Annotated in this window: 18 protein-coding genes; 4 read left to right on the top strand and 14 right to left on the bottom strand. The window is 71.2% G+C overall.

All coding sequences use genetic code 11. The features are described 5' to 3' along the window. Positions 1-3: 3 nt before the first annotated feature. From ACFWJW_RS09760 to ureA, 4 genes are all read right to left on the bottom strand, one after another. A complete protein-coding gene (locus ACFWJW_RS09760) occupies positions 4-621 on the bottom strand; it encodes a TetR/AcrR family transcriptional regulator (protein ID WP_387237269.1) in 618 nt (205 codons plus the stop codon). A 35-nt stretch (positions 622-656) separates the two neighbouring features. Then, the gene (locus ACFWJW_RS09755) at positions 657-1,697 is read right to left on the bottom strand and encodes an agmatine/peptidylarginine deiminase (protein ID WP_387237266.1); all 1,041 of its coding nucleotides are present in this window, start codon (positions 1,695-1,697) and stop codon (positions 657-659) included. Between the two features lie 150 nt (positions 1,698-1,847). Next, on the bottom strand, positions 1,848-3,560 hold the full coding sequence (locus ACFWJW_RS09750; RefSeq protein WP_387237263.1) for an urease subunit alpha: 1,713 nt from the start codon (positions 3,558-3,560) through the stop codon (positions 1,848-1,850). After that, positions 3,557-4,261, bottom strand: coding sequence for an urease subunit gamma (gene ureA / locus ACFWJW_RS09745; protein WP_387237260.1), 705 nt, complete (start codon positions 4,259-4,261; stop codon positions 3,557-3,559). Before ureA ends, ACFWJW_RS09750 begins: the two co-directional genes overlap by 4 nt. A 245-nt stretch (positions 4,262-4,506) precedes the next feature. On the opposite strand from ureA, the gene ACFWJW_RS09740 reads away from it, so the two are divergent. Further along, positions 4,507-5,961 carry a cytosine permease gene (locus tag ACFWJW_RS09740; protein WP_387237257.1) on the top strand — a complete coding sequence of 485 codons (1,455 nt, stop codon included), beginning with the start codon at positions 4,507-4,509 and terminating at the stop codon, positions 5,959-5,961. 82 nt (positions 5,962-6,043) lie between these two features. Here the strand turns inward: ACFWJW_RS09740 and ACFWJW_RS09735 are convergent, their stop codons facing one another. Together ACFWJW_RS09735 and ACFWJW_RS09730 are read right to left on the bottom strand one after the other, a co-directional pair. Continuing rightward, positions 6,044-7,132 (bottom strand): branched-chain amino acid aminotransferase, encoded by a 1,089-nt coding sequence (locus ACFWJW_RS09735; RefSeq protein WP_387237254.1) that lies wholly within the window; start codon positions 7,130-7,132, stop codon positions 6,044-6,046. A gap of 340 nt (positions 7,133-7,472) precedes the next feature. Next, entirely contained in the window at positions 7,473-8,513 is a 1,041-nt protein-coding gene (locus ACFWJW_RS09730; RefSeq protein WP_387237251.1) for a 3-isopropylmalate dehydrogenase, read from the bottom strand. A 128-nt stretch (positions 8,514-8,641) separates the two neighbouring features. Here ACFWJW_RS09730 and ACFWJW_RS09725 point away from each other — a divergent pair, with 128 nt between their 5' ends. Further along, complete coding sequence (locus ACFWJW_RS09725) at positions 8,642-10,249, top strand: fibronectin type III domain-containing protein (RefSeq protein WP_387237248.1); 1,608 nt, start codon at positions 8,642-8,644, stop codon at positions 10,247-10,249. Between the two features lie 185 nt (positions 10,250-10,434). Here ACFWJW_RS09725 and ACFWJW_RS09720 read toward each other — a convergent pair whose 3' ends face one another. Continuing rightward, a complete protein-coding gene (locus ACFWJW_RS09720) occupies positions 10,435-10,566 on the bottom strand; it encodes a hypothetical protein (RefSeq protein WP_088800221.1) in 132 nt (43 codons plus the stop codon). 353 nt (positions 10,567-10,919) lie between these two features. Here ACFWJW_RS09720 and ACFWJW_RS09715 point away from each other — a divergent pair, with 353 nt between their 5' ends. After that, positions 10,920-11,552 carry a Uma2 family endonuclease gene (locus ACFWJW_RS09715; RefSeq protein WP_387237244.1) on the top strand — a complete coding sequence of 211 codons (633 nt, stop codon included), beginning with the start codon at positions 10,920-10,922 and terminating at the stop codon, positions 11,550-11,552. Positions 11,553-11,621: 69 nt separating this feature from the next. Here ACFWJW_RS09715 and pruA read toward each other — a convergent pair whose 3' ends face one another. Together pruA and ACFWJW_RS09705 are read right to left on the bottom strand one after the other, a co-directional pair. Continuing rightward, a complete protein-coding gene (gene pruA, locus ACFWJW_RS09710) occupies positions 11,622-13,253 on the bottom strand; it encodes an L-glutamate gamma-semialdehyde dehydrogenase (RefSeq protein WP_387237241.1) in 1,632 nt (543 codons plus the stop codon). A gap of 197 nt (positions 13,254-13,450) precedes the next feature. Continuing rightward, positions 13,451-14,377 carry a proline dehydrogenase family protein gene (locus ACFWJW_RS09705; RefSeq protein WP_042149160.1) on the bottom strand — a complete coding sequence of 309 codons (927 nt, stop codon included), beginning with the start codon at positions 14,375-14,377 and terminating at the stop codon, positions 13,451-13,453. Between the two features lie 261 nt (positions 14,378-14,638). On the opposite strand from ACFWJW_RS09705, the gene ACFWJW_RS09700 reads away from it, so the two are divergent. Continuing rightward, positions 14,639-15,994, top strand: a complete 1,356-nt coding sequence (locus ACFWJW_RS09700) for a PucR family transcriptional regulator (RefSeq protein ID WP_387237238.1) — start codon at positions 14,639-14,641, stop codon at positions 15,992-15,994. 21 nt (positions 15,995-16,015) lie between these two features. On the opposite strand, the gene ACFWJW_RS09695 is transcribed toward ACFWJW_RS09700, so the two are convergent. The 5 genes from ACFWJW_RS09695 to ilvC all read right to left on the bottom strand — a co-directional run bounded on the left by ACFWJW_RS09695 (position 16,016) and on the right by ilvC (position 21,386). Continuing rightward, entirely contained in the window at positions 16,016-16,666 is a 651-nt protein-coding gene (locus ACFWJW_RS09695) for an RDD family protein (RefSeq protein WP_387237235.1), read from the bottom strand. A gap of 234 nt (positions 16,667-16,900) precedes the next feature. After that, positions 16,901-17,500, bottom strand: coding sequence for a TetR/AcrR family transcriptional regulator (locus tag ACFWJW_RS09690; protein WP_387237232.1), 600 nt, complete (start codon positions 17,498-17,500; stop codon positions 16,901-16,903). A gap of 102 nt (positions 17,501-17,602) precedes the next feature. Then, positions 17,603-18,235 (bottom strand): PRC-barrel domain-containing protein, encoded by a 633-nt coding sequence (locus ACFWJW_RS09685; protein ID WP_387237229.1) that lies wholly within the window; start codon positions 18,233-18,235, stop codon positions 17,603-17,605. 302 nt (positions 18,236-18,537) lie between these two features. Further along, entirely contained in the window at positions 18,538-20,130 is a 1,593-nt protein-coding gene (gene serA / locus ACFWJW_RS09680) for a phosphoglycerate dehydrogenase (RefSeq protein WP_387237226.1), read from the bottom strand. Positions 20,131-20,387: 257 nt separating this feature from the next. Beyond that, positions 20,388-21,386, bottom strand: a complete 999-nt coding sequence (ilvC, locus tag ACFWJW_RS09675) for a ketol-acid reductoisomerase (RefSeq protein ID WP_262041771.1) — start codon at positions 21,384-21,386, stop codon at positions 20,388-20,390. Positions 21,387-21,484 lie beyond the last annotated feature (98 nt).

Here is a 21,484-nt window from a genome sequence, read left to right as displayed (position 1 = left end):
CGGTCAGCCCCGGGGGACGGACAGCGATTCGTCCAGGAACTCCCGTACGTGGTCCCCCACTTCCTCCCGCTCCGTGCCCGGGAGGCCGACGACGAGCTGGGAGCCGAAGCCGTCGAGGAGGGCGCGGGTGCGGGTGGCGAAGCGTTCGGGGTCGACGGGGCGGAACTCGCCCTTGGAGATGCCCTCGACGAGCAGGGCCACCAGGTCGCGGTGCCAGGCCAGTTCCAGTTCCAGCTGGCGTTCGCGGGCCTCGTCGTCGGCGTTCTGGGAGCGGTTCCACACCTCCAGCCACAGCGTCCAGCGCGGGTCGCGGTGGCCTTCGGGGAGGTAGAGGTCGACCAGGGCGTCCAGCCGTTCGCGGGCCGGGACGCGGCGGGAGAGGGCGGCCCGGCGCTCGGCGCCGAGCTGCTCCTCGCTCCACTGGAGGGTCTGGAGCAGCAGCTCGTCCTTCGTACCGAAGTAGTAGAGGATGTGGCCGCTGCTCATGCCGACCTCGCGGCCCAGTCCGGCCATGGTCAGCCGGTCCAGGCCCTCGGCGGCGATGGTCGCCATCGCCGCGGCCAGGACCTGCTCGCGGGGCTGGTTGAGCCGGCGCCTGGGGCGGCGCGCGGGACCGGGCACAGGGACCTCCGGGTCGGCTGGGGCAGGTCTGCGGATCAGACCTTCGGCTGCTGCTGGGTGATGCAGTGGATACCGCCACCCGCTGCGAAGATCGTACGGGCGTCCACGAGGGTCACCGTCCGGCCGGGGAAGAGCCGGCGGAAGATCGCGGCCGCCTCCGCGTCGCGCGGATCGTCGAAGCCGCACAGCACCACGCCGTCGTTGCAGAGGTAGTGATTGATGTAGGAGTAGTCGACCGGCTCACCGTCCTCCTCGATGACGGTCGGCGCGGGCACCTCGATGACCTCCAGCTGCCGCCCCCGGGCATCGGTGGCGGCGCGCAGCAGCTTGCCGATCTCCTGGCAGATGGCGTGGTCGGGGTGGTCGGGGTCGGGCTGGGTGTGCACGAGCACGGTGCCGGGGCGGGCGAAGGCGGCGACGATGTCGACATGGCCGCGGGTGCCGAACTGCCCGTAGTCGGCGGCCAGCCCGCGCGGCAGCCAGATCGCCTTGGTGGTGCCGAGGTGGGCGTGGATCTCGGCCTCGACCTCCTCCTGGGTACGGCCGGGGTTGCGGCCCGGGTCGAGCTGGACGGTCTCGGTGAGCAGCACGGTGCCCTCGCCGTCGATGTGGATGCCGCCGCCCTCGTTGACCAGGGGGGTGGCGTAGCGGCGGGCGCCGGCCAGCGCGCAGACCTGCTCGGCGATCTTCTCGTCGTGGTCCCAGCGGGCCCATTCCTGGGCGCCCCAGCCGTTGAACACCCAGTCGGCGGCGGCCAGTCGGCCCGCGCCGTCGGTGAGGAAGGTGGGGCCGATGTCGCGCATCCAGGCGTCGTTGAGCGGGCGCTCGACGACCTTGATGTCCGCACCGAGCAGCGCGCGGGCGCCCTCCGACTGGCCGGTTCCGGCGACGACGGTGACCGGCTCGAAGCGGCGGACCGCACGGGCGACGGCCGCCCAGGCACGGCGGGCCTCGGCCAGCGTCTCGCCGCCCTCCTCGCCGAAGGTGAAGCTGGGGCCGGGCCAGGCCATCCAGGTGCGCTCGTGCCGGGCCCACTCCGGGGGCATACGGAAGCCGTCGGCGACAGGGGTGTTCATGCGGGGGTCCTCAGGGTCTGTATCGGTGTGACGGGCAAGGGGTTCGCACCGGTCCGCCGGCGAGGCGCACTCACCGGGAGTGGCCACCGGGCGTGGTCGCAGGGGGCGGGGTGCCGGGGCGTGGCCACACGGCGTGGCCACACGGCGCGCTCACAGGAAGTAGAGCCGGGACAGTGACACGGTGTCGGCCGGTTCCGAGCGCATCGGCGCACCGTCCAGGGTGACCAGTCCGCTGCCGCCGTCGACCTGCACCTGCCCGACCCGGGAGTTGTGGACGAGGCTGCCGGGGCCGATGCCGCGGGTGCCACGGACGGCGACCCGGCGCCGGCGGGTGGGCATACCGTCCCCGCCCTGTTCGACGGCGGCCCGCGCGACGAAGGCGACGGAGATCTCGGCGGGCGTCGCGCCGTACGCCCCGAACTGCGGGCCGAGCACCAGGGGTTCGCAGGTGTCGGTGGCGGCGTTCGGGTCGCCGGTGACGCCGTAGGCGGGGAATCCGGACTTCAGCACCAGCTGCGGCTTGGCGCCGAAGTACTGCGGCTTCCACAGCACGACATCGGCCATCTTGCCGACCTCGATCGACCCGATCTCGTGCGAGAGACCGTGGGCGATGGCGGGGTTGATGGTGAGCTTGGCGATGTAGCGCAGGACGCGGGCGTTGTCGTCGTGGGCGCCGTCGCCGGACTCCCCGTTCCGGGGAAGGAGGGGCCCCAGCTCGGCCTTCATCTTGCCGGCCATGGCGAAGGTCCGGCGCACGGTCTCGCCGGCCCGGCCCATGCCCTGCGCGTCGGAGGAGGTGATGCCGATCGCCCCGAGGTCGTGCAGCACGTCCTCGGCGCCCATCGTCCCGGCCCGGATGCGGTCGCGGGCCATGGCGGCGTCACCGGGCAGATCCGTCTTCAGATCGTGGACCGAGACGATCATGCCGTAGTGCTCGGCGACCGCGTCCCGCCCGAAGGGGAGGGTGGGGTTGGTGGAGGAGCCGATGACGTTGGGGACGCCGGCCATCTTCAGGACGTTGGGGACGTGTCCGCCGCCGCAGCCCTCGATGTGGAAGGCGTGGATGGTCCGGCCGTCCAGGACGCGCAGGGTGTCCTCGACGGTGAGGCACTCGTTCAGGCCGTCGCTGTGCAGCGCGACCTGGACGTCGTGCTCCTCGGCGACCCGCAGCGCGGTGTCCAGGGCGCGGGCATGGGCACCCATGTCCTCGTGCACCTTGAAGCCGCAGGCGCCGCCCTCGGCGAGCGCCTCGACCAGCGGGGCGTCACCCGAGGACGAGCCTCGGCCGAGGAAGCCGATGTTGACCGGCCAGGCGTCGAAGGCGCTGAAGGCGTGCCCCAGCGCCCAGGGGGAGTTGACGCCGACGCCCCAGACCGGTCCGAATTCCTGGCCGATGATCGTGGTCACGCCGGAGGCCAGCGAGGCTTCCATGACGCGCGGTGAGAGCAGATGGACATGGGTGTCGACGGCGCCCGCGGTGGCGATCATGCCTTCGCCGGAGACGATCGAGGTGCCCGTGCCGACGACGACATCGACCCCGTCGAGGGTGTCGGGGTTGCCGGCCCGCCCTATCGCGTGGATCCGGCCCTCGCGGATGCCGATGGACACCTTGCGGATGCCCTGGACCGCGTCGATGACCAGGACGTTGCTGATCACCACGTCGCAGGTCTCGCGGACCGCGGCGGCCTTGAGGTGCAGCCCGTCGCGGGCGGTCTTGCCGAAGCCGGCCAGGAACTCGTCGCCGGGCTTCTGGGCGTCGGACTCGACCCGGACGACCAGGCCCGAGTCACCGAGGACGACCCGGTCGCCGGCCCGCGGGCCGTGCACCGACGCGTACTCGTGGGGATCGATGCTGCCGGTCATGCCTGTTCCTCCGCTCCCAGGTAGCCGCAGGCGGCGGCCCGCCGCAGCGCTTCCGTCTTGGCGCCCGGCGCGTCCAGCGGGCCGTCGACGAGACCGGCGAAGCCGATCGCGATCCGGTCGCCGCCGATGGGGACCAGACCGACCTCCTCGGCACCGCCGGGGTCGAACCGCACCGATGAGCCGGCCGGGACGCACAGCCGCATGCCGTACGCGGCGGCCCGGTCGAAGTTCAGCCGGGGGTTGGCCTCGAAGAAGTGGAAGTGCGAGGTGACGCTGATGGGCACCGTCGCGGTGTTGCGCACGGTCAGCACCACCGCGGGCACGGGCGCCGGGCCGGCCGGGCCGGGCAGCACCGCGCCGGGCGCGGGGGCCTGGTCGCTCGCGCCGGCCGGCGGGCGGGCGCCGATCGGGTCGCTGACCACCGCGAGCCGGGAGCCGTCGTCGAAGACGGCCTCCACATGCACCTCGGTGACCACGTCGGCCACGCCCGGCAGCACATCGTCCGGGCCGAGCACACCGCGTGCCGCCTCGATGGCTTGAGCGAGGCGGCGCCCGTCCCGCGCCGCCTCGCAGACTGTGTCCGCGATCAACGCGGTCGCCTCGGGCACATTCAGCTTCAGCCCACGGGCCCGGCGCGTCCGCGCCAGCTCGGCCGCGCCGAACAGCAGCAGCCGGTCGCGTTCCGTCGGGGTCAACCGCATCCCGTCCACACCTCCCGCTTGATTTGAGCAACACTCTAACCACGAAAATCGTCAATGGGAAAGCATTGACCGAGGACACAGCCATGCGTCACATTGAGCGCTGCTCTAAATATTCGGCGCAATGGAACGCCGCTCTAAATGATCTCGCAGCGCGGGCAGCGCGCCGCACGCGCACCGCCGCCGGCCCGGAGCACTGCCCGGAGCGCTGCTCGCACACTGTTGTCCGGCCTCTCAGGGGAGCCCTCATGCCGATCGAACAACGCGGAGTCGACACCATCCCGGACGAGGAACGCACCAGCGGCCCTCGCGACCTGATCTCGATCCTGCTCGGGTCGAACCTCGCCCTGGGCGTGGTGATCTTCGGCTGGCTGCCGGTCTCCTTCGGGCTCGGCTTCTGGCCCTCGGTGACCTCCCTGGTGGCGGGCACCCTCGTCGGCACCCTGCTGACCGCCCCGCTCGCCCTGGTCTCGCTGCGCAGCGCCACCAACCTGTCCACCAGCAGCGGTGCCCACTTCGGTGTGCGCGGCCGGCTGATCGGCTCGGTCATCGGCCTGCTGCTGTCGCTGGGCTACACCGCCCTGACCCTGTGGGTCGGCGGCGACGCGGTGGTGGGCGCGCTGCACCGGCTGACCGGGCTGCCGTCCAGCGGCACCACGTACGCCCTGGTCTACGCCCTGCTGGCGGGCGCCACCGCCGTCGGCGCGGTCTACGGCTACCGGGTGCTGCTCCGGCTGAGCAAGGTTCTCGCCATCGGACTGACCGTCCTCCTGGCCCTCGGCATCGTCGCCTACGCGGACACCTTCACCACCGCCGCACCGCCCGGCAGCTCCTACCTGCTCGGCGGCTTCTGGCAGACCTGGCTGCTGGCCGCCGTCTCCGCGGGCCTGAGCGGCCCGATCGCCTTCATCACGCTGCTGGGCGACTACAGCCGCTACATCTCCCCGCGCCGGCACAGCGGCCGCAAGGTCTTCGGCGCCACCTGTCTGGGCCTGGTGGTCGGCCTCCTGGTGCCGCAGCTCTTCGGTACGTTCACCGCGCTCGCGGTCGGTGCGGGGGCGGACTACGCGGGCCCGCTGGTGGCCGGCGCGCCCTTCTGGTACCTGGCGCTGCTGCTGCTCAACGCCTCGGCCGGCTCGGTCGGCAACTCCGGTCTGATGCTCTACAGCATGGGCCTCGATCTGGACGCGATCCTGCCGCGGGCGACCCGTACCCAGGCCACCTATGTCGTCGCCGCGCTCGCGACCACGCTGGTCTACGCCGGCCACTTCCTGTGGGCGGCGCAGGACGCGATGACCTCGTTCGTGCTGCTGATGACCGCCGTCGGGACGCCCTGGGCGGTGATCACCGTGATCGGCTTCGTCCGCTGCCGCGGCGCCTACGACCCGGAGTCGCTCCAGGTCTACAACCGCGGCACCCGCGGCGGCGTGTACTGGTACCGGGCGGGCTGGCACGTCCGGGCGACGCTGGCCTGGGCGCTGGGCTCCGTGGTCGGCCTGATGGGCGTGGACACCCCGCTCTACCAGGGGCCGCTGCTGCCGCTGACCGGCGGCATCGACCTCAGCTTCCTGCTCGCGGCGGCCGTGGGCGGGATCGTGTACCTGGCCCTCACCGTGCGGGACCCGCGCCCGGTCGCGGCGCTGCGGGCCCGGCCGGCCACTCCCCCGGCCCCGGCGGCGGAGGCCCCCGCGGAGGTCGGCTGAGCCGGCCCGGACCCGGCCGAGGCCGCCCCCGACGCACTCGCGGGGGCGGCCTCGATCAGGTCCGGGGGACGCGGTGGCGGGCTCAGCCCAGCTCGTGCATCCAGCCGTGCTTGTCCTCGGCGACCCCGCGCTGGATGTCGAGGAGCGCCTCGCGCAGCTTCAGCGTGACCTTGCCGGGCTCACCGTCGGACTGGGTCCACTCGCCGCTGGCGCTCTTGACCGTGCCGACCGGGGTGATCACGGCCGCCGTACCGCAGGCGAAGACCTCGGTGAGGGTGCCGTTCGCGGTGTCGGCCTTCCACTGGTCGATGGAGACCCGGGCCTCCTCCGACGCGTAGCCCAGGACGCGGGCGACGGAGAGCAGGGAGTCACGGGTGACGCCGGCGAGCAGCGAGCCGGTCAGAGTGGGGGTGACGATCTTGTCGCCGTAGACGAAGTACAGGTTCATCCCGCCGAGCTCCTCGACCCACTTGTGCTCCACGGCGTCGAGGTAGGCGACCTGGTCACAGCCCTGCGCGGCGGCCTCGGCCTGGGCGAGCAGCGACGCGGCGTAGTTGCCGCCGGTCTTGGCGTCGCCCATACCGCCGGGGACGGCCCGCACCCGGTTCTCGGACAGCCAGATGGAGACCGGCTTGACGCCGCCGGCGAAGTACGCACCGGCGGGCGAGGCGATGACGACGAAGAGGTACTCGTTGGCGGGCTTCACACCCAGGCCGACCTCGGTCGCGATCATGAACGGGCGCAGGTAGAGCGACTCCTCGCCGCCGTGCGCGGGCACCCAGTCCTTGTCCTGCTGAACGAGCAGGTCACAGGCTTCGATGAAGGTCTCGACGGGCAGCTCGGGCATCGCCAGCCGGCGCGCGGACGCCTGGAAGCGCCGGGCGTTGGCGTCCGGACGGAAGGTGGCGACGGAGCCGTCGGGCCGGCGGTACGCCTTGAGGCCCTCGAAGATCTCCTGGGCGTAGTGCAGGACATTGGTCGCCGGGTCGAGGGAGAGCGGCCCGTACGGCACGAGCTGTCCGTCGTGCCAGCCGCGGCCCTCCGTCCACTTGATCGTCACCATGTGATCGGTGAAGTGGCGGCCGAAGCCGGGGGCGGCCAGGATCTGCTCCCGCTCCGCGTCGGACAGCGGGTGCGAGGAGGGCTTGAGCTCGATCGTGGGCGTCGTCATGGATGCATGTCCTTCACTGCGTGTGCGATACCGGGGGGTACCTCCCAGCGTGTGCTGGGGAGCATCACCGGCCCAGCCCTCCGGCCGGGGGTAAGGGGTTCGGTCCCCCACCTTGCGGCACCGGTGCGGTGGCTGCCGCGCCTACGAGGGCACTTGAACGTACCGGTCGTTACTGGGACGTCCGAGTTTCCTCGCGGGCAAGGATGCCACGTCCGATTATCGCCCGTGGGTCCGTGCGGCCGGAACCGGGGCGGCGGCCGTGCCGGGGCCCACGCGCACAGCGCCGGGCCCCCTGGAGGCGGCCCGGCGCTGTGCGTGGTGCGTGTCTGCGCGGTGGGCCTCAGCCCGCTACTCGTGCGACCAGCGCGTCACCGATCTCGTCCGTGCTCCGCGCGGAGCCCTCCCGGGCCTCCAGGTCGGCGGCCACCGCCTCCTCGATGCGGGCGGCCTGCTGCTCGTAGCCGAGGTGGCGCAGCAGCAGGGCGACGGAGAGGATCGTCGCCGTCGGGTCGGCCTTGCCGGTGCCCGCGATGTCCGGCGCGGAGCCGTGCACCGGCTCGAACATCGAGGGGAAGTCGCCGGTCGGGTTGATGTTCCCGGAGGCGGCCAGGCCGATGCCGCCGGTGACGGCCGCGGCGAGGTCGGTGAGGATGTCACCGAAGAGGTTGTCGGTGACGATCACGTCGAACCGCTCGGGCTGGGTCACGAAGAAGATCGTCGCGGCGTCGACGTGCAGGTAGTCGGTGGTGACCTCGGGGTACTCCTGGCCGACCTTGTCGAAGATGTTCTTCCACATGTGGCCCGCGTACACCAGCACATTGTTCTTGTGCACCAGCGTGAGCTTCTTGCGGGGGCGGGCGTTGGCCCGCTCGTACGCGTCACGGACCACCCGCTCCACGCCGTAGGCGGTGTTGACGCTGACCTCGGTGGCGACCTCGGCGGGGGTGCCGGTGCGCAGCGAGCCGCCGTTGCCGGTGTACGGGCCCTCGGTCCCCTCGCGCACCACCACGAAGTCGATGTCGGGGCGGCCGGCGAGCGGGGTGGAGGTGTTCGGGAAGAGCTTCGACGGGCGCAGGTTGACGAAGTGGTCGAAGGCGAAGCGGAGCTTCAGCAGCAGACCGCGCTCCAGCACACCGGAGGGTACGGACGGGTCGCCGATCGCGCCGAGCAGGATCGCGTCGTGCTGCTTGAGCGACTCCAGCTCCGCGTCGGGGAGGGTCTCACCGGTCGCGTGCCAGCGCCGGGCACCGAGGTCGTACTCCTGGGTTTCCAGCTTGACGTCCTGCGGGAGGACCGCGGTCAGGACCTTCAGGCCCTGGGCCACGACTTCCTGGCCGATGCCGTCACCGGGGATCACTGCGAGGCGAATGCTGCGAGACATGCCTGGACCCTACTCTCCGTCCCATGGATTGACACGTAACGTCCGCCATACGGACACATGGGGAGGCGGACAGCCGGCGTTCACCCGCCGTCCCCTCAACGGTCGGGTCACGCTGGGAAATTCGGGGCATGACTGGAAATCCCCGGGGGACCGTCCCCCAGCCCTCGCACACCCCTCGCGTCGGCATCCCGGAGCGGCTGGCGGCCCGGATGAGCATGCCGGAGCAGCATGACTACCTCCGTACCAAACTGAGCCGCAGAGGTCTGCTGCGCACCTCGGCCGCCACCGCGGGCGTGGTCGCGGGCTCCGGGCTGCTGGCCGGTTCGGCCCAGGGCGTCTCGCCCACCCTGCTGTCCTCGCCCGCGACGGCCGCCGTGGACGGTTCGCTGGTCGCCCCGTTCGGCCGCCATCTGGCCTTCGGCGCCGACCCCAGGCACCAGATGCGGGTGAGCTGGCAGGTTCCGCTCGCGGTCAAGCGGCCGTATCTGCGGGTGGGCCTGAAGCCGTGGGACCTGGGGCGCAAGATCGAGGCGGAGGTCCGTCCGCTGCACACCCCGTCGCTGTCCGCGAAGCTGCCGGCCGTGCAGCAGTACTACCTGCACGCCGCGCTGGACGGGCTGCGCCCGGGGACGACGTACTACTACGGCGTCGGCCACGAGGGCTTCGACCCGGCCGACCCGCGCCACTTCTCCACCGTCGGTACCTTCCGTACCGCGCCGGCCCGTCCCGAGGCGTTCGTCTTCACCGCCTTCGGCGACCAGGGCGTGAGCTACCACGCCCTCGCCAACGACCAGTTGATCCTGGGTCAGAACCCGTCCTTCCACCTGCACGCGGGCGACATCTGCTACGCGGACACCGACGGCGACGGCTCCGAGCACGACGCCTACGACGCCCGGGTCTGGGACCAGTTCCTCGCACAGACCGAGTCGGTGGCCAAGTCCGTGCCGTGGATGGTGACCACCGGCAACCACGACATGGAAGCCTGGTACTCCCCCAACGGCTACGGCGGCCAGAACGCCCGCTGGTCGCTGCCCGGCAACGGCCCGGACGCCGAGAACGCCCCCGGTGTCTACTCGTTCACCTACGGCAACACCGCCGTCGTCGCCCTGGACGCCAACGACATCTCCTACGAGATCCCCGCCAACCAGGGCTACACCGACGGCCGGCAGACCCGCTGGCTCGACCGCCGGCTGGCCGAGCTGCGCGCCGCCGACGGCATCGACTTCATCGTGGTCTTCTTCCACCACTGCGCCTTCTCCACCACCAACTCGCACGCCTCCGACGGTGCGGTGCGCGACGCCTGGCTGCCGCTGTTCGACAAGCACCAGGTGGACCTGGTCGTCAACGGCCACAACCACGTCTACGAGCGGACCGACGCCCTCAAGAGCGGGCGGGTCGCCAAGAAGATGCCGATCGGCGCGAGCGTGGACACCACCCGCGAGGGCATCGTGTACGTGACCGCGGGCGGCGCGGGCCGGGCCCTCTACGACTTCCCGGTGCCGGACAGCTACGAGGGGCACGTCAAGGACCTCGACCACGTGGACACCTACCACTGGTCCAAGGGCCGGCAGAAGACCAAGGAGACCGTGGAGTGGTCCCGGGTCCGCTACACCGGCTACTCCTTCATCGCCGTCGAGGTCACACCGGGCAGCCACCCGCGGATGAAGGTCACCGCCCTCGCCGAGTCCGGCGAGCGCATCGACCACTTCGAGGTGACGCGTCCGGCCGCGCAGTAGGCAGCGATCACCTGTAGGGGCGCCCGGAATCCCGGGCCCCTACAGGCTCGGCACGCTCAGGAGAGGCCCCGCACCGTCAGGAAAGAAAGAGCCACCGGGCCACGGACAGCCGGATCCGCCAGCAGCAGCGGCAGGGCATCGACGCCGGCCGCGACAGGACCGACCCGGTTCGCGCACGCATCGGCTCAGTGCCCGGTGGAGCCGCCGTTGTCACGGCGGTCGAGGGCACGCTGGAGGGCGGCCGCGGCATTCCTGCGGTCGGCGTCGCTGGTCGTACGGGCGGAGTGACGGGTCCTGCGGACGGCGGTCTCAGCCATGATTCACGTCTCCTATGCCAGAGCCCCGAGAAGAAATGGGATGCGTCGATCCAGAAGCGGCCGGAAAACGCGGGGGCCTCGGCACGGCAGGGGTCACCTGCGCTCACGTACCGGGCCGCATCCGCACTCGCTCGATGGAGCGTTACGTTCGGCTTCTACAACGCTAGGACAGCTCGGCCGTGATGTCTGCACAATTACTTGGGCTTCCTACTATCTGAGACGGCGCTCGTGTGCTCGAACGAGTGATCCCCGGATATTTGCTGGTCATGGCGGCGCGGGTGCTCCCTAGCGTGGCGGTGTCGCTTGTGCCACGAGGCCAAGCCCGCCCACACTTGAGGAGGAGGTGCTGCACCATGACCGCTCTCGCACACGAGGCGCCCGAGATGACGTCCGGATCGGACCTGGACGAGCTCCTGTGGCAGGCATGGAAAGCCATGGAACTCCCAGAGGGCCTTCGCGCCGAGATCGTTGAGGGGTTCATCGAGGTGTCGCCCACCGGACGTTTCAGCCACGGCAAGGTCAGCAACCAGCTGCGCCAAGCGCTGATCTTGTACCTCGCCAGCGAGTCGAGGCCGTACGCCGTCAATAACGACATGAACGTCATCCACGGCCGCAAGGTGTGGATCCCTGACGCGTTTGTCTCCCCCGAGGACGACGACGAGTTCGTCACCGAGGACGGTCTCGGACTCGACGCCCGCTGTGTCGGGCTTATCGTCGAGGTCGTCTCACCCGGTCACGACGGCACGCAGCGTGACCGGTTCCGAAAGCGCCGTGCTTATGCCCGCGCAGGCATTCCCGTGTACGTACTCATCGACGCATACGACGATCACGGCGTCGTCACCTTGCTCACCGACCCTCGCCCGGACGAAGCGACCTACAGCTGCGAGAACCGCGTGAGCTATGGCACCGAAGTAACCATCCCCGAAGGCCCCGCCAAGGGCTTCGTCATCGGTGAGGCGATCACCGGCCCGCCGCGCAACGCCTGAAGAACGCCGAACGGCCCGGCGCCCCCGGGGAGAGGGGAGCCGGGCCGTCGGCGTGCGGCCGGACGGACGTCAGCCCATGTGCGGGTAGCGGTAGTCCGTCGGCGGGACCAGGGTCTCCTTGATGGAGCGGGTGGAGGTCCAGCGCATCAGGTTCTGCTTGGCGCCGGCCTTGTCGTTGGTGCCGGAGGCGCGGCCGCCGCCGAAGGGCTGCTGGCCGACGACGGCGCCGGTCGGCTTGTCGTTGATGTAGAAGTTGCCGGCCGCGAAGCGCAGCACCTCGCAGGTGCGGGCGGCCTCGGCACGGTCCTGGGCGATGACGCAACCGGTCAGGCCGTACGCCGAGGCGGACTCCATCTGGGTGAGCATCGCGTCGTAGTCGGCGTCGTCGTAGACGTAGACACCGAGGATCGGGCCGAAGTACTCGTCCTTGAAGATCTCGTTCTCCGGGTCGGTGGAGACCAGGACCGTCGGGCGGACGAAGTAGCCCTCGCTGTCGTCATAGGTGCCGCCGGCCACGACCTCGATGGTCGGGTCGGCCTTGGCGCGGTCGATCGCCGCCTTGTTCTTGGCGAAGGAGCGCTCGTCGATGACGGCGCCCATGAAGTTCGACAGGTCGCTGACGTCGCCCATGGACAGGGCGTCGACCTCGGCCGCGAACTCCTCCTTGAGGCCGCTGTTCCACAGCGAGGCCGGGACGTAGGCGCGGGAGGCCGCGGAGCACTTCTGGCCCTGGAACTCGAAGGCGCCACGGGTCATGGCGGTCTTCAGCACGGCGCGGTCGGCCGAGGGGTGGGCGACGATGAAGTCCTTGCCGCCGGTCTCGCCGACCAGCCGCGGGTAGGTCTTGTAGTTCTCGATGTTGTTGCCGACCGTCTTCCACAGGTGCTGGAAGGTCTTGGTCGAACCGGTGAAGTGGATACCGGCCAGCTCGGGGTGGGTCAGCGCCACCTCGGAGAGGTCCTTGCCGTCACCGGTGACGAGGTTGATGACGCCCTTGGGCAGCCCGGCCTCCTCCAGCAGCTGCATCAGCAGCACGGCGGCGTAGGTCTGCGTCGGGGACGGCTTCCAGACCACGACGTTGCCCATGAGCGCGGGCGCGGTCGGGAGGTTGCCGGCGATCGCGGTGAAGTTGAACGGCGTGATCGCGTAGACGAAGCCTTCGAGGGGGCGGTGGTCCGAGCGGTTCCAGACGCCCGGGGAGTTCGCCGGGGGCTGCTCGGCGAGGATCTGGCGCGCGAAGTGCACATTGAAGCGCCAGAAGTCGATGAGCTCACACGGGGTGTCGATCTCGGCCTGCTGGGCGGTCTTGGACTGGCCGAGCATGGTGGCGGCGGCCATCGTCTCGCGCCAGGGGCCGGAGAGCAGGTCGGCGGCCTTGAGGATGATCGCGGCGCGGTCGTCGAAGGACAGCGCACGCCAGGCCGGGGCGGCGGCCAGCGCGGCGTCGACCGCGTCCTGGGCGTCCTTGACGGTGGCGTTGGCGTACGTACCGAGCCGGGAGGCGTGGTTGTGCGGCTGCACGACGTCGAAGCGCGCGCCGCCGCCCATCCGGCGCTCGCCGCCGATGGTCATCGGCAGCTCGATCGGGTTGTCGGCCAGCTCCTTGAGCTTGGCTTCCAGGCGGGAACGCTCCGGGCTGCCGGGGGCGTAGGTGTGGACCGGCTCGTTAACCGGCACGGGGACCTGGGTCACAGCGTCCATAGCGGCCGTGTCTCCTTCGATTTCGCTCGTCGGTTTTCGTACGTCGGTGGTGCGGCCGCGGCCGCTTCGGGTGGGCGGCTGCGGGCGGCGCCGTCCGGGGACGTCCCCCGGCTTCCAGCATCCACCCGCACCGGCCTTTCGCGGGGCCGGTCAGCCGCGGGTCGCCGGCGACGGCGGGCCGCCGCCTGCCACGGCCGTCAGCCGCGGGTGGCCAGCGACCTCAGGAAGAACCCGAGGTTCGCGGGACGCTCGGCCAGCCGGCGCATGAAGTAGCCGTACCAGTCGGTGCCATAGGGGATGTACACCCGCATACGGTGTCCTTCGGCGACCAGCCGCTGCTGCTCGGCCTCGCGGATGCCGTACAGCATCTGGAATTCGTAGTCGGCCGGCTTGCGGCCGTTGCGGTGTGCCAGCTCCTGGGCGATGGCCACCATCCGCGGGTCGTGCGACCCGATCATGGGGTAGCCCTCCCCCGCCATCAGGATCTTCAGGCACCGCACATACGCCTTGTCGACCTCCCGCTTGTCCTGGAAGGCGACGGCCGCGGGCTCCTTGTACGCGCCCTTGACCAGCCGCACCCGGGAGCCTTCCCCGGCGAGCGCGTGGCAGTCGTCCTCCGTACGGAAGAGGTAGGACTGGAGCACCGCGCCCGTCTGGGGAAACCGCTCCCGCAGGTCGGCGAGGATCGCGAGGGTGGAGTCGACCGTGGTGTGATCCTCCATGTCGAGGGTCACGGTCGTCCCGGCCTCGGCGGCGGCCTCGACCACCGGGGTGACGTTCTTCAGGGCCAGCTCATGGCCGCCGGCCAGCGCCTGCCCGAAAGCGGACAGCTTGACCGACATCTCGGCCTTGACGCCGAGCCCGTGCTCCTTGAGGGCCGCGGCCAGCTGGAGGTAGGCATCGCGATTGCGCAGCGCCTCGGCCGGGTCGGTGATGTCCTCGCCCAGGTGGTCGAGGGTGACCTCCAGACCTCGCGCGGCCAGCGTGCGCACGGCCGCCATGGACTCGGCCAGGCGCTCGCCGGCGACGAAACGCTCCACCACGGGCCGGGTGACCGGAGCGGCCGCCACGATCCGGCGGATGCTGTCACTGCGCGCTGCGGCCAGAAGCACGGGACCCAGCATGGGCACCTCCACGATTCAGGGTGACAAGTACCGGGCGGACACCGGGCGGGCGAACGCGTCGGCAATATTGAGCCACCTGAAACTTAAGGATCGCGCCACTTCCCGGCCATCGACAGCTGTCACGCCTTCGTGGCCGGGATCTCAGACAGATGTATGAGAATGAGGGTGAGGAGACCGTGTCAGTGGTGACAGTGGTGTGAGAGGTGTCCGAGTCACCGGTGGTACCGGTGGTGAGACGACAGGAGAGGAGCCGGGCGGCCGATGCGGGGCGACTACCAGCAGCTCGTGGACGAGATCTCGGCGGCGCTCGGCGCACCGGCGACGCTGGAGGACCGGGATTTCGGACTGATTGCGTTCGGCGCGCACGAGGGCGACGACGACGAGGTGATGGACCCGGTCCGTACCCGCTCGATCCTTCAGCGCCGCTCCTCGGCGGCGGTCCGGGCCTGGTTCGAGGCGTTCGGGATCGCCCGCGCCAAGACCGCGCTGCGCATCCCGCCGGACCCGGCCGCGGGGGTCTTCCGGGGCCGTATCTGTCTGCCCGTACGCCACCGGGGCATCGTGCACGGCTATGTCTGGCTGCTGGACGACGGCCATCTGACCGATCTCGAACTGGGCACCCGGGGCGCACCGCCCGACCCGCGGATCGCGCAGGCGATGGAGACCGCCGCCCGGATCGGCGCACTGCTGGCCGACGAGGCCCGCGCCGGGGCCGAACTCGGCGATCTGCTGCGGGAGTTGCTGGTCGCGGCGCCCGACGGGCAGCCGGCCGCGGCGGCCGGGCTGCGCGATGCGCTGCGGGACAGCCTGCGCTTCACGCCGGGCGCGCCGCTCACCCTGGTCGCGGTGCTGCCCTGGGACACCTCGGACACCGACGCGGCACCGCTGCCGAGCCTGCCCGGCCTGCTCGCGGCCTGTGCGCTGCCGGCGGGCGGCGGCCCGGCGGACGGCCCGGCCGCCGGGACGGACGAGACGGAGCCCGCCGCACGCCCCGGCGCGGGTCGCGGCGGCCGCACCGGGTCCGCCGCCCGGCCGCAGCCCGCGGTGCCGGTGCCGGCCCTGGCCGCGCTGGTACGGCTGCGCGCGTCCGGGGCGCCGGGCCCGGCCCATACGGTGGCCGAGCATCTGCTGCGCTCGCCGCGCGCGGGCGCCGCTCCGGCCGAGGGGAAGGCGCCGCGCGGCGGGTCCGGGCACCCTCCGCCACCCCGGCCGGGCGCCGCCGGAATCGGCGCCGGCACCCGGGAGTTGACCGATCTCCCGGCCACCTGGCGGGAGGCGCTGGACGCGGCCCGCGCGGCGCACGCCGAGCCCCGGCTGGGCCCGATCACCCAATGGGACGCCATCGGCCCGTACCGCATGCTGACCGCCCTCCCGGCCACCGCGCCCGACCCGGCCATCGGCCCGCTGCTGGCCCCCGCGCACGCCGAACTCGCGCGCACCGCCGAGGTGTTCCTCGACTGCGCCGGCCAGGCGAGCCGCACCGCCCAGGTCCTGGGCATCCACCGGCAGACGCTCTACTACCGCCTGGGCCGGGTGGAGAAGCTGACCGGCCTCGATCTGGGCGACGGCGAGCACCGGCTGCTGCTGCACATGGCGCTCAAGGCGGCGCGGCTGTGAAGAACACGCCGTCCGGGACCGTCAGCTCCGTCCCTCGGGGAGCGAGGCAGGCGGCTGAGGAGGCGGCCGGAGCCGGTCCTCACGGTCGGTGACGACCAGCGTGGTGGCCATCTTGTCCCACAGCTCCTGGCGGTTGCGGTCCCACAGCAGCCAGAAGTAAGGGATCAGCAGGGTGACGGCCGCGAGCAGGCCGATGATCCCCTTGGCGATGAATTCACGGAAGAACATCCGCCACCACCGGGCCGCGCGGGCCTCCGGAATGTAGATGACCCGCATGTGCAGCAATTGCTTGGCCGGGGTCTGCCCCCGCGGGAAGACGAGAAAGGCCCAGATGAGCCAGCCGATGTACAGCGTGCAGACGATCAGCAGGTTCTCCAGCAGGTATCCGCCGAAGCGGAGCCCCACGGTGGAGAGTCGGATGCCGGACGGCAGCACCAGGACCTGCCCGCAGAACTGGCAGGTGAGCTCGCCCTCCACCGGGCCCCGGCAGACCGGGCACACGGTGGGCGCCGAGGCGGGGGCGTAGGCGCGTGCGGAGGCCGGTCCCCGTTGTGCCCAGCGCGGTGCGGGGCGCGGTCCGGCCGGCGGCGGCTCCGCCTTCTTCCAGCGCTCCGCCTTCTTCGACCGCTCCGTCCTTCGCGTCTCCGCGGAATCGTGGGGATTCTGGGTCATGCGCAGGTCCTTCGTCACCGGCATCCAGCGAGCAGGGACTGGCGTGCCGTGGATGGTGGATCCGCCGTTCAGCACCCACGGGCGCCGACCCGGTTGACCGGCCGGCCTTTTGCTGACGGCCGTTCAAGCACGGTTCACCACGCCCGCAGGCGTCGACTGCGCAACCTCTTCACTTCAGGACAGCACGCCGCACAGGCCGCCGCAAATCTCCACCGGACGGGCGCCGGGCGGCGGTCACTTCCCCTTCCCGAGCACCTCTCCCGCGGTGACCCGGCGCAGCGCGGCCGCCAGGTCTTGGCCGGTGGGCATGCGGTCGGGCGTGAGCAGCGACTGGACCATCAGGCCGGTGAGCAGGGCCTGGTAGAAGGAGCCGACGACGCGGGCCGCCTCCGGGTCGACCTCGGTGTCCGGCACCCCTTCGAAGATCGCGACGAGCCCCTCGCCGCCCTCTGGGAGCACCTCGCCGATCGCCTCACGCAGGGCCGCGTCACGCGGCAGCAGCCCCAGCACCTCGACCTGCGCGGCGATGAACTCCCGCTCCGTGGCGATCCGTTGCAGGAACAGGTCCCACACCGCGGCGAACCGCTCCAGCGGCTCGGCGTCGGCCGGCACCGCCTGGTCACCGGCCGGCACCTGGGCGACCCCGGCCCCCCACTCCTCGCTGGACGCGATGATCGCCTGGCGCATCAGGGCGTCCTTGGAGCCGTAGTGGTATCCGATGGAGGCGAGGTTGGCGCCGGACGCGGCCACGATGTCGCGGGCGGTGGTGCGCGCATATCCCTTCTCCAGGAGACAGCGCTTGGCGCCCTCCAGAAGATCTTCACGGTGTCCCATGGGGGCAGCCTATCGCCACACATACGCTCGTACCAGACACCCGTTTTAAACGTACGTATACGCCCGCCGGGTGCGCTCTGGCTGCGCCCTGGGGGCGCTCCCTCACCGCGGCCGGTCCGGCCCCTCGCGCCGGCCGCGCTCACCCTCCTCGGTGCCGATCTCCCGCTGCTCCTGCTCCTTGCCGCGCGCGGTGTCCCCGGTGTCGGCCGCCCGCGTACCGGCACCGGCCCCCGCGCCCGCCATCGGCCCGACGGCCGGCTTGTCGCGCTCGCCGGGCATGGGGGTGGCAGGTGCGGCCTCCCCCGCCGCCCGGGGGCCGGTCCGCGCCGTGGGACCGCCCGGGATTCCGGTGCCCGGACCGACGGCGCCAGGATCGGCGGTGCCAGGATCGGCGGTGCCCGGATCAACGGCGCCCGGCCGGGCCATCCCGTAATGGCGGTACAGCTCGGCCTCTTCGGAGGGGTCGAGATGGCCGTCGGCGTCGATCCGCGGCGCGTGCTTGATGGTCTCCTTGGCGTGCGGAACATGCAGTTCGTCGCCGGTCCGCCGGGCCCCGGCGAGCGGGATGAAGGTCTCCTTCATGCCGAACAGCCCGGTACGCACCGTGATCCACTCGGGCTCGTTGGTGGCATCGTCCCGGTAGACCTGCTGGACCTTTCCCACCTTCGCGCCGTCCGCATCGACCACATGCAACCCGGTCAGACTCTGCGGGGCATCACCCAGGGGTGCATTCATGGCGTCTCCCTCCTTCCGCACGCACCGGCGGGGGCACGCGCAGTTCCCATTGCGCGACGCGAACATCTCCGCTGCGAATCGGGCGGACCGGCGGCCGACGGCTCCGGCGGCCCCACGACGGTGCCGAGGGCTCCCGCGCAGGCACCCCCGGATCGGCCATTCGGGTGAATGACGGAGCGGTGCGACCGCGCCGGACGCCCGCTCGCGGACCACGCCGGCGCCCGTACGATGCGGGCACGCGAACGGGCCCGGCCCCCGCGAAATGCGGGGCCCGGGCCCGTTGACCTGCGAAGACCTGGCGGTCAGTCGCCGAGGTTCACCGCGCGCACCGAGGTCGCGCCGATCTCGTCGGCGATCTCGCTGAGCACGTTCGGCGGAATGGTGTCGTCGACCGTCAGCGCGACCAGCGCCTCACCACCGACATCCGCCCGCGAGACCTGCATATTGCCGATGTTGATGCCCGCCTCGCCCAGGATCCGGCCGACGGTGCCGACGACACCGGGGCGGTCGCTGTAGCGCAGGAACGCCATGTGATCGGCGAGCGACAGGTCGATGGAGTGCTCACCGACCGCGACGATCTTCTGGATGTTCTTGTGGCCGGCCAGCGTGCCGGAGATCGACACCTCGTCGCCGCCCGCGAGGGTGCCGCGCACGGTCACCACATTGCGGTGCTCGGGCGACTCGCTGCTGGTCGTCAGCCGCACCTCCACACCGCGCTCCTGCGCGAACAGCGGGGCGTTGACGTAGGACACCGTCTCGTCGACGACGTCCTCGAACACGCCCTTGAGCGCGGAGAGTTCGAGCACCTTGACGTCATGCTGGGTGATCTCGCCGTACACCTCGACATCGAGGCGCATGGCGACCTCGCCGGCCAGCGCGGTGAAGATCCGGCCGAGCCGCTCGGCCAGCGGCAGTCCGGGCTTGACGTCCTCGGCGATCACACCGCCCTGGACGTTGACCGCGTCCGGCACCAGCTCGCCGGCCAGCGCCAGCCGCACCGACTTGGCGACCGCGATACCGGCCTTCTCCTGCGCCTCACCCGTCGACGCACCGAGGTGCGGGGTGGCGACGACCTGGTCGAACTCGAAGAGCGGGGAGTCCGTGCAGGGCTCGACGGCGTAGACGTCCAGGCCCGCGCCGGCCACCCGGCCCTCCTTCAGCGCGGTCGCCAGCGCCGCCTCGTCGACGATGCCGCCCCGCGCGGCGTTGACGATCCGGACCGACGGCTTGACCTTGTGCAGCGCCTCGTCCCCGATGAGACCGACGGTCTCCGGCGTCTTGGGGAGGTGCACCGTGATGAAGTCGGAGACCTGGAGCAGCTCGTCGAGGGTCAGCAGCTTGACGCCCATCTGCGCGGCACGGGCCGGCTGGACGTAGGGGTCGTAGGCGACGACCTTCATGCCGAACGCCGACATCCGCTGGGCGACCAGCACGCCGATCCGGCCGAGGCCGACCACACCGAGGGTCTTCTCGCTGAGCTCGACGCCGGTGTACTTGCTGCGCTTCCACTCGCCGTTCTTCAGGGCGGTGTTCGCCTGGGGGATGTTGCGGGCCGTGGCGACCAGCAGACCACAGGCCAGCTCGGCGGCGGTGACGATGTTGGAGGTCGGGGCGTTGACGACCATCACGCCGGCCTTGGTGGCGGCGGAGACGTCGACGTTGTCCAGGCCCACGCCCGCGCGGGCGACGACCCGCAGCTTCCTGGCGGCGGCGATGGCCTCGGCGTCGATCTTCGTCGCGCTGCGCACGAGGACGGCGTCGACGTCGGCGATGGCGGGGAGCAGCTCGGCGCGGTCCGCGCCGTTGCAGTGCCGGATGTCGAAGTCCGGGCCGAGGGCGTCGACGGTGGCGGGCGACAGCTCTTCGGCGATCAGTACGACAGGTTTCGAGCTCACGTGGTCTTCAGTCCTCACTTGTCCTTCGCGGACGGCCGTCCCGACGGCCGAAGGCGGTGAAGGGGGGATGCCGCGTGGAAGACGCACGACGCTGTGAGCCTGACGCGCTTGTGCTTGGCAGTGTAGTGGCGGTGGGGGGCGCGTCCTGTGCCGTTGCGGAAGGATCACCCGTGCGGGCTTCTACGCGGCGGACAAGGCGCCGCGGGGCGCCATGGACGAGGGGGCCGCGGCATCGCCGCGACCCCCTGTCACCGGGCTTACGCCTCGTCGTCCACCCAGCTCATGAGCTTGCGGAGCTTCTTGCCCGTGGTCTCCAGCAGGTGGTCCTCGTCGGCCTTCTTGTACTCGTTGTACTTCGGCAGACCGGCGTTGTACTCGGCCATCCAGTTGTTGGCGAAGGTGCCGTCCTGGATCTCGGCGAGCACCTTCTTCATCTCGGCCTTGGTGTTCTCGTTGATGATCCGCGGGCCGGTGATGTAGTCGCCCCACTCGGCGGTCTCGGAGACCGACCAGCGCATCTTCTCCAGGCCGCCCTCGTACATGAGGTCCACGATCAGCTTCAGCTCGTGGAGGCACTCGAAGTACGCGATCTCGGGCTGGTAGCCCGCCTCGACCAGGGTCTCGAAGCCGGCCTTGACCAGCGCCGAGGCGCCACCGCAGAGCACGGCCTGCTCACCGAACAGGTCGGTCTCGGTCTCCTCGGTGAAGGTGGTCTTGATGACGCCGGCGCGGGTGCCGCCGATGCCCTTGGCGTAGGAGAGCGCCAGCTCGAACGCCTTGCCCGAGGCGTCCTGCTCGACGCCCGCGATGCAGGGCACGCCGCGGCCTTCCTCGTACTGGCGGCGGACCAGGTGGCCCGGGCCCTTGGGGGCCACGAGCGCGACGTCCACGTTGGACGGCGGCTTGATGAAGCCGTAGCGGATGTTCAGACCGTGGCCGAAGAACAGCGCGTCGCCGTCCTTCAGGTGGTCCTTGATGGACTCCTCGTAGACCTTGGCCTGGATGGGGTCCGGCACCAGGATCATGATGACGTCGGCCTCGGCGGCCGCCTCGGCCGGAGTCACCACGCGCAGACCCTGCTCCTCGGCCTTGGCCTTGGACTTGGAGCCCTCGTGCAGACCGACCCGCACATCGACACCCGAGTCACGCAGCGACAGCGCGTGGGCGTGGCCCTGGCTTCCGTAGCCGATGACCGCGACCTTGCGGTTCTGGATGATGGACAGGTCGGCATCGTCGTCGTAGAACAGCTCGGCCACTTCGGGTATCTCCTTGGATCTAGCGGGTGCCCACACAGTACGTCGGGCGGGGTGGGGAAGGGCGGTGGGTCTCGCCATGCGGTCCGGTCGGACCACGG

The sequence above is a fragment of the Streptomyces sp. NPDC127097 genome (assembly GCF_042724075.1).
Taxonomy (GTDB): domain Bacteria; phylum Actinomycetota; class Actinomycetes; order Streptomycetales; family Streptomycetaceae; genus Streptomyces.
Note: the sequence above shows the minus strand (reverse complement) of the source record. Positions and strands in the feature narration are given on the sequence as shown.

Coding starts and splice junctions, on each gene's coding strand:
- ACFWJW_RS09735 (WP_387237254.1), bottom strand. CDS start 7,132: ATGACGACGCCCACGATCGAGCTCAAGCCCTCCTCGCACCCGCTGTCC.
- ACFWJW_RS09730 (WP_387237251.1), bottom strand. CDS start 8,513: ATGTCTCGCAGCATTCGCCTCGCAGTGATCCCCGGTGACGGCATCGGC.
- ACFWJW_RS09755 (WP_387237266.1), bottom strand. CDS start 1,697: ATGAACACCCCTGTCGCCGACGGCTTCCGTATGCCCCCGGAGTGGGCC.
- ACFWJW_RS09715 (WP_387237244.1), top strand. CDS start 10,920: ATGACCGCTCTCGCACACGAGGCGCCCGAGATGACGTCCGGATCGGAC.
- ACFWJW_RS09700 (WP_387237238.1), top strand. CDS start 14,639: ATGCGGGGCGACTACCAGCAGCTCGTGGACGAGATCTCGGCGGCGCTC.
- ACFWJW_RS09750 (WP_387237263.1), bottom strand. CDS start 3,560: ATGACCGGCAGCATCGATCCCCACGAGTACGCGTCGGTGCACGGCCCG.
- pruA (WP_387237241.1), bottom strand. CDS start 13,253: ATGGACGCTGTGACCCAGGTCCCCGTGCCGGTTAACGAGCCGGTCCAC.
- ACFWJW_RS09685 (WP_387237229.1), bottom strand. CDS start 18,235: ATGAATGCACCCCTGGGTGATGCCCCGCAGAGTCTGACCGGGTTGCAT.
- ACFWJW_RS09740 (WP_387237257.1), top strand. CDS start 4,507: ATGCCGATCGAACAACGCGGAGTCGACACCATCCCGGACGAGGAACGC.
- ureA (WP_387237260.1), bottom strand. CDS start 4,261: ATGCGGTTGACCCCGACGGAACGCGACCGGCTGCTGCTGTTCGGCGCG.
- ACFWJW_RS09695 (WP_387237235.1), bottom strand. CDS start 16,666: ATGACCCAGAATCCCCACGATTCCGCGGAGACGCGAAGGACGGAGCGG.
- ACFWJW_RS09725 (WP_387237248.1), top strand. CDS start 8,642: ATGACTGGAAATCCCCGGGGGACCGTCCCCCAGCCCTCGCACACCCCT.
- ACFWJW_RS09720 (WP_088800221.1), bottom strand. CDS start 10,566: ATGGCTGAGACCGCCGTCCGCAGGACCCGTCACTCCGCCCGTACGACC.
- ACFWJW_RS09690 (WP_387237232.1), bottom strand. CDS start 17,500: ATGGGACACCGTGAAGATCTTCTGGAGGGCGCCAAGCGCTGTCTCCTG.
- ACFWJW_RS09705 (WP_042149160.1), bottom strand. CDS start 14,377: ATGCTGGGTCCCGTGCTTCTGGCCGCAGCGCGCAGTGACAGCATCCGC.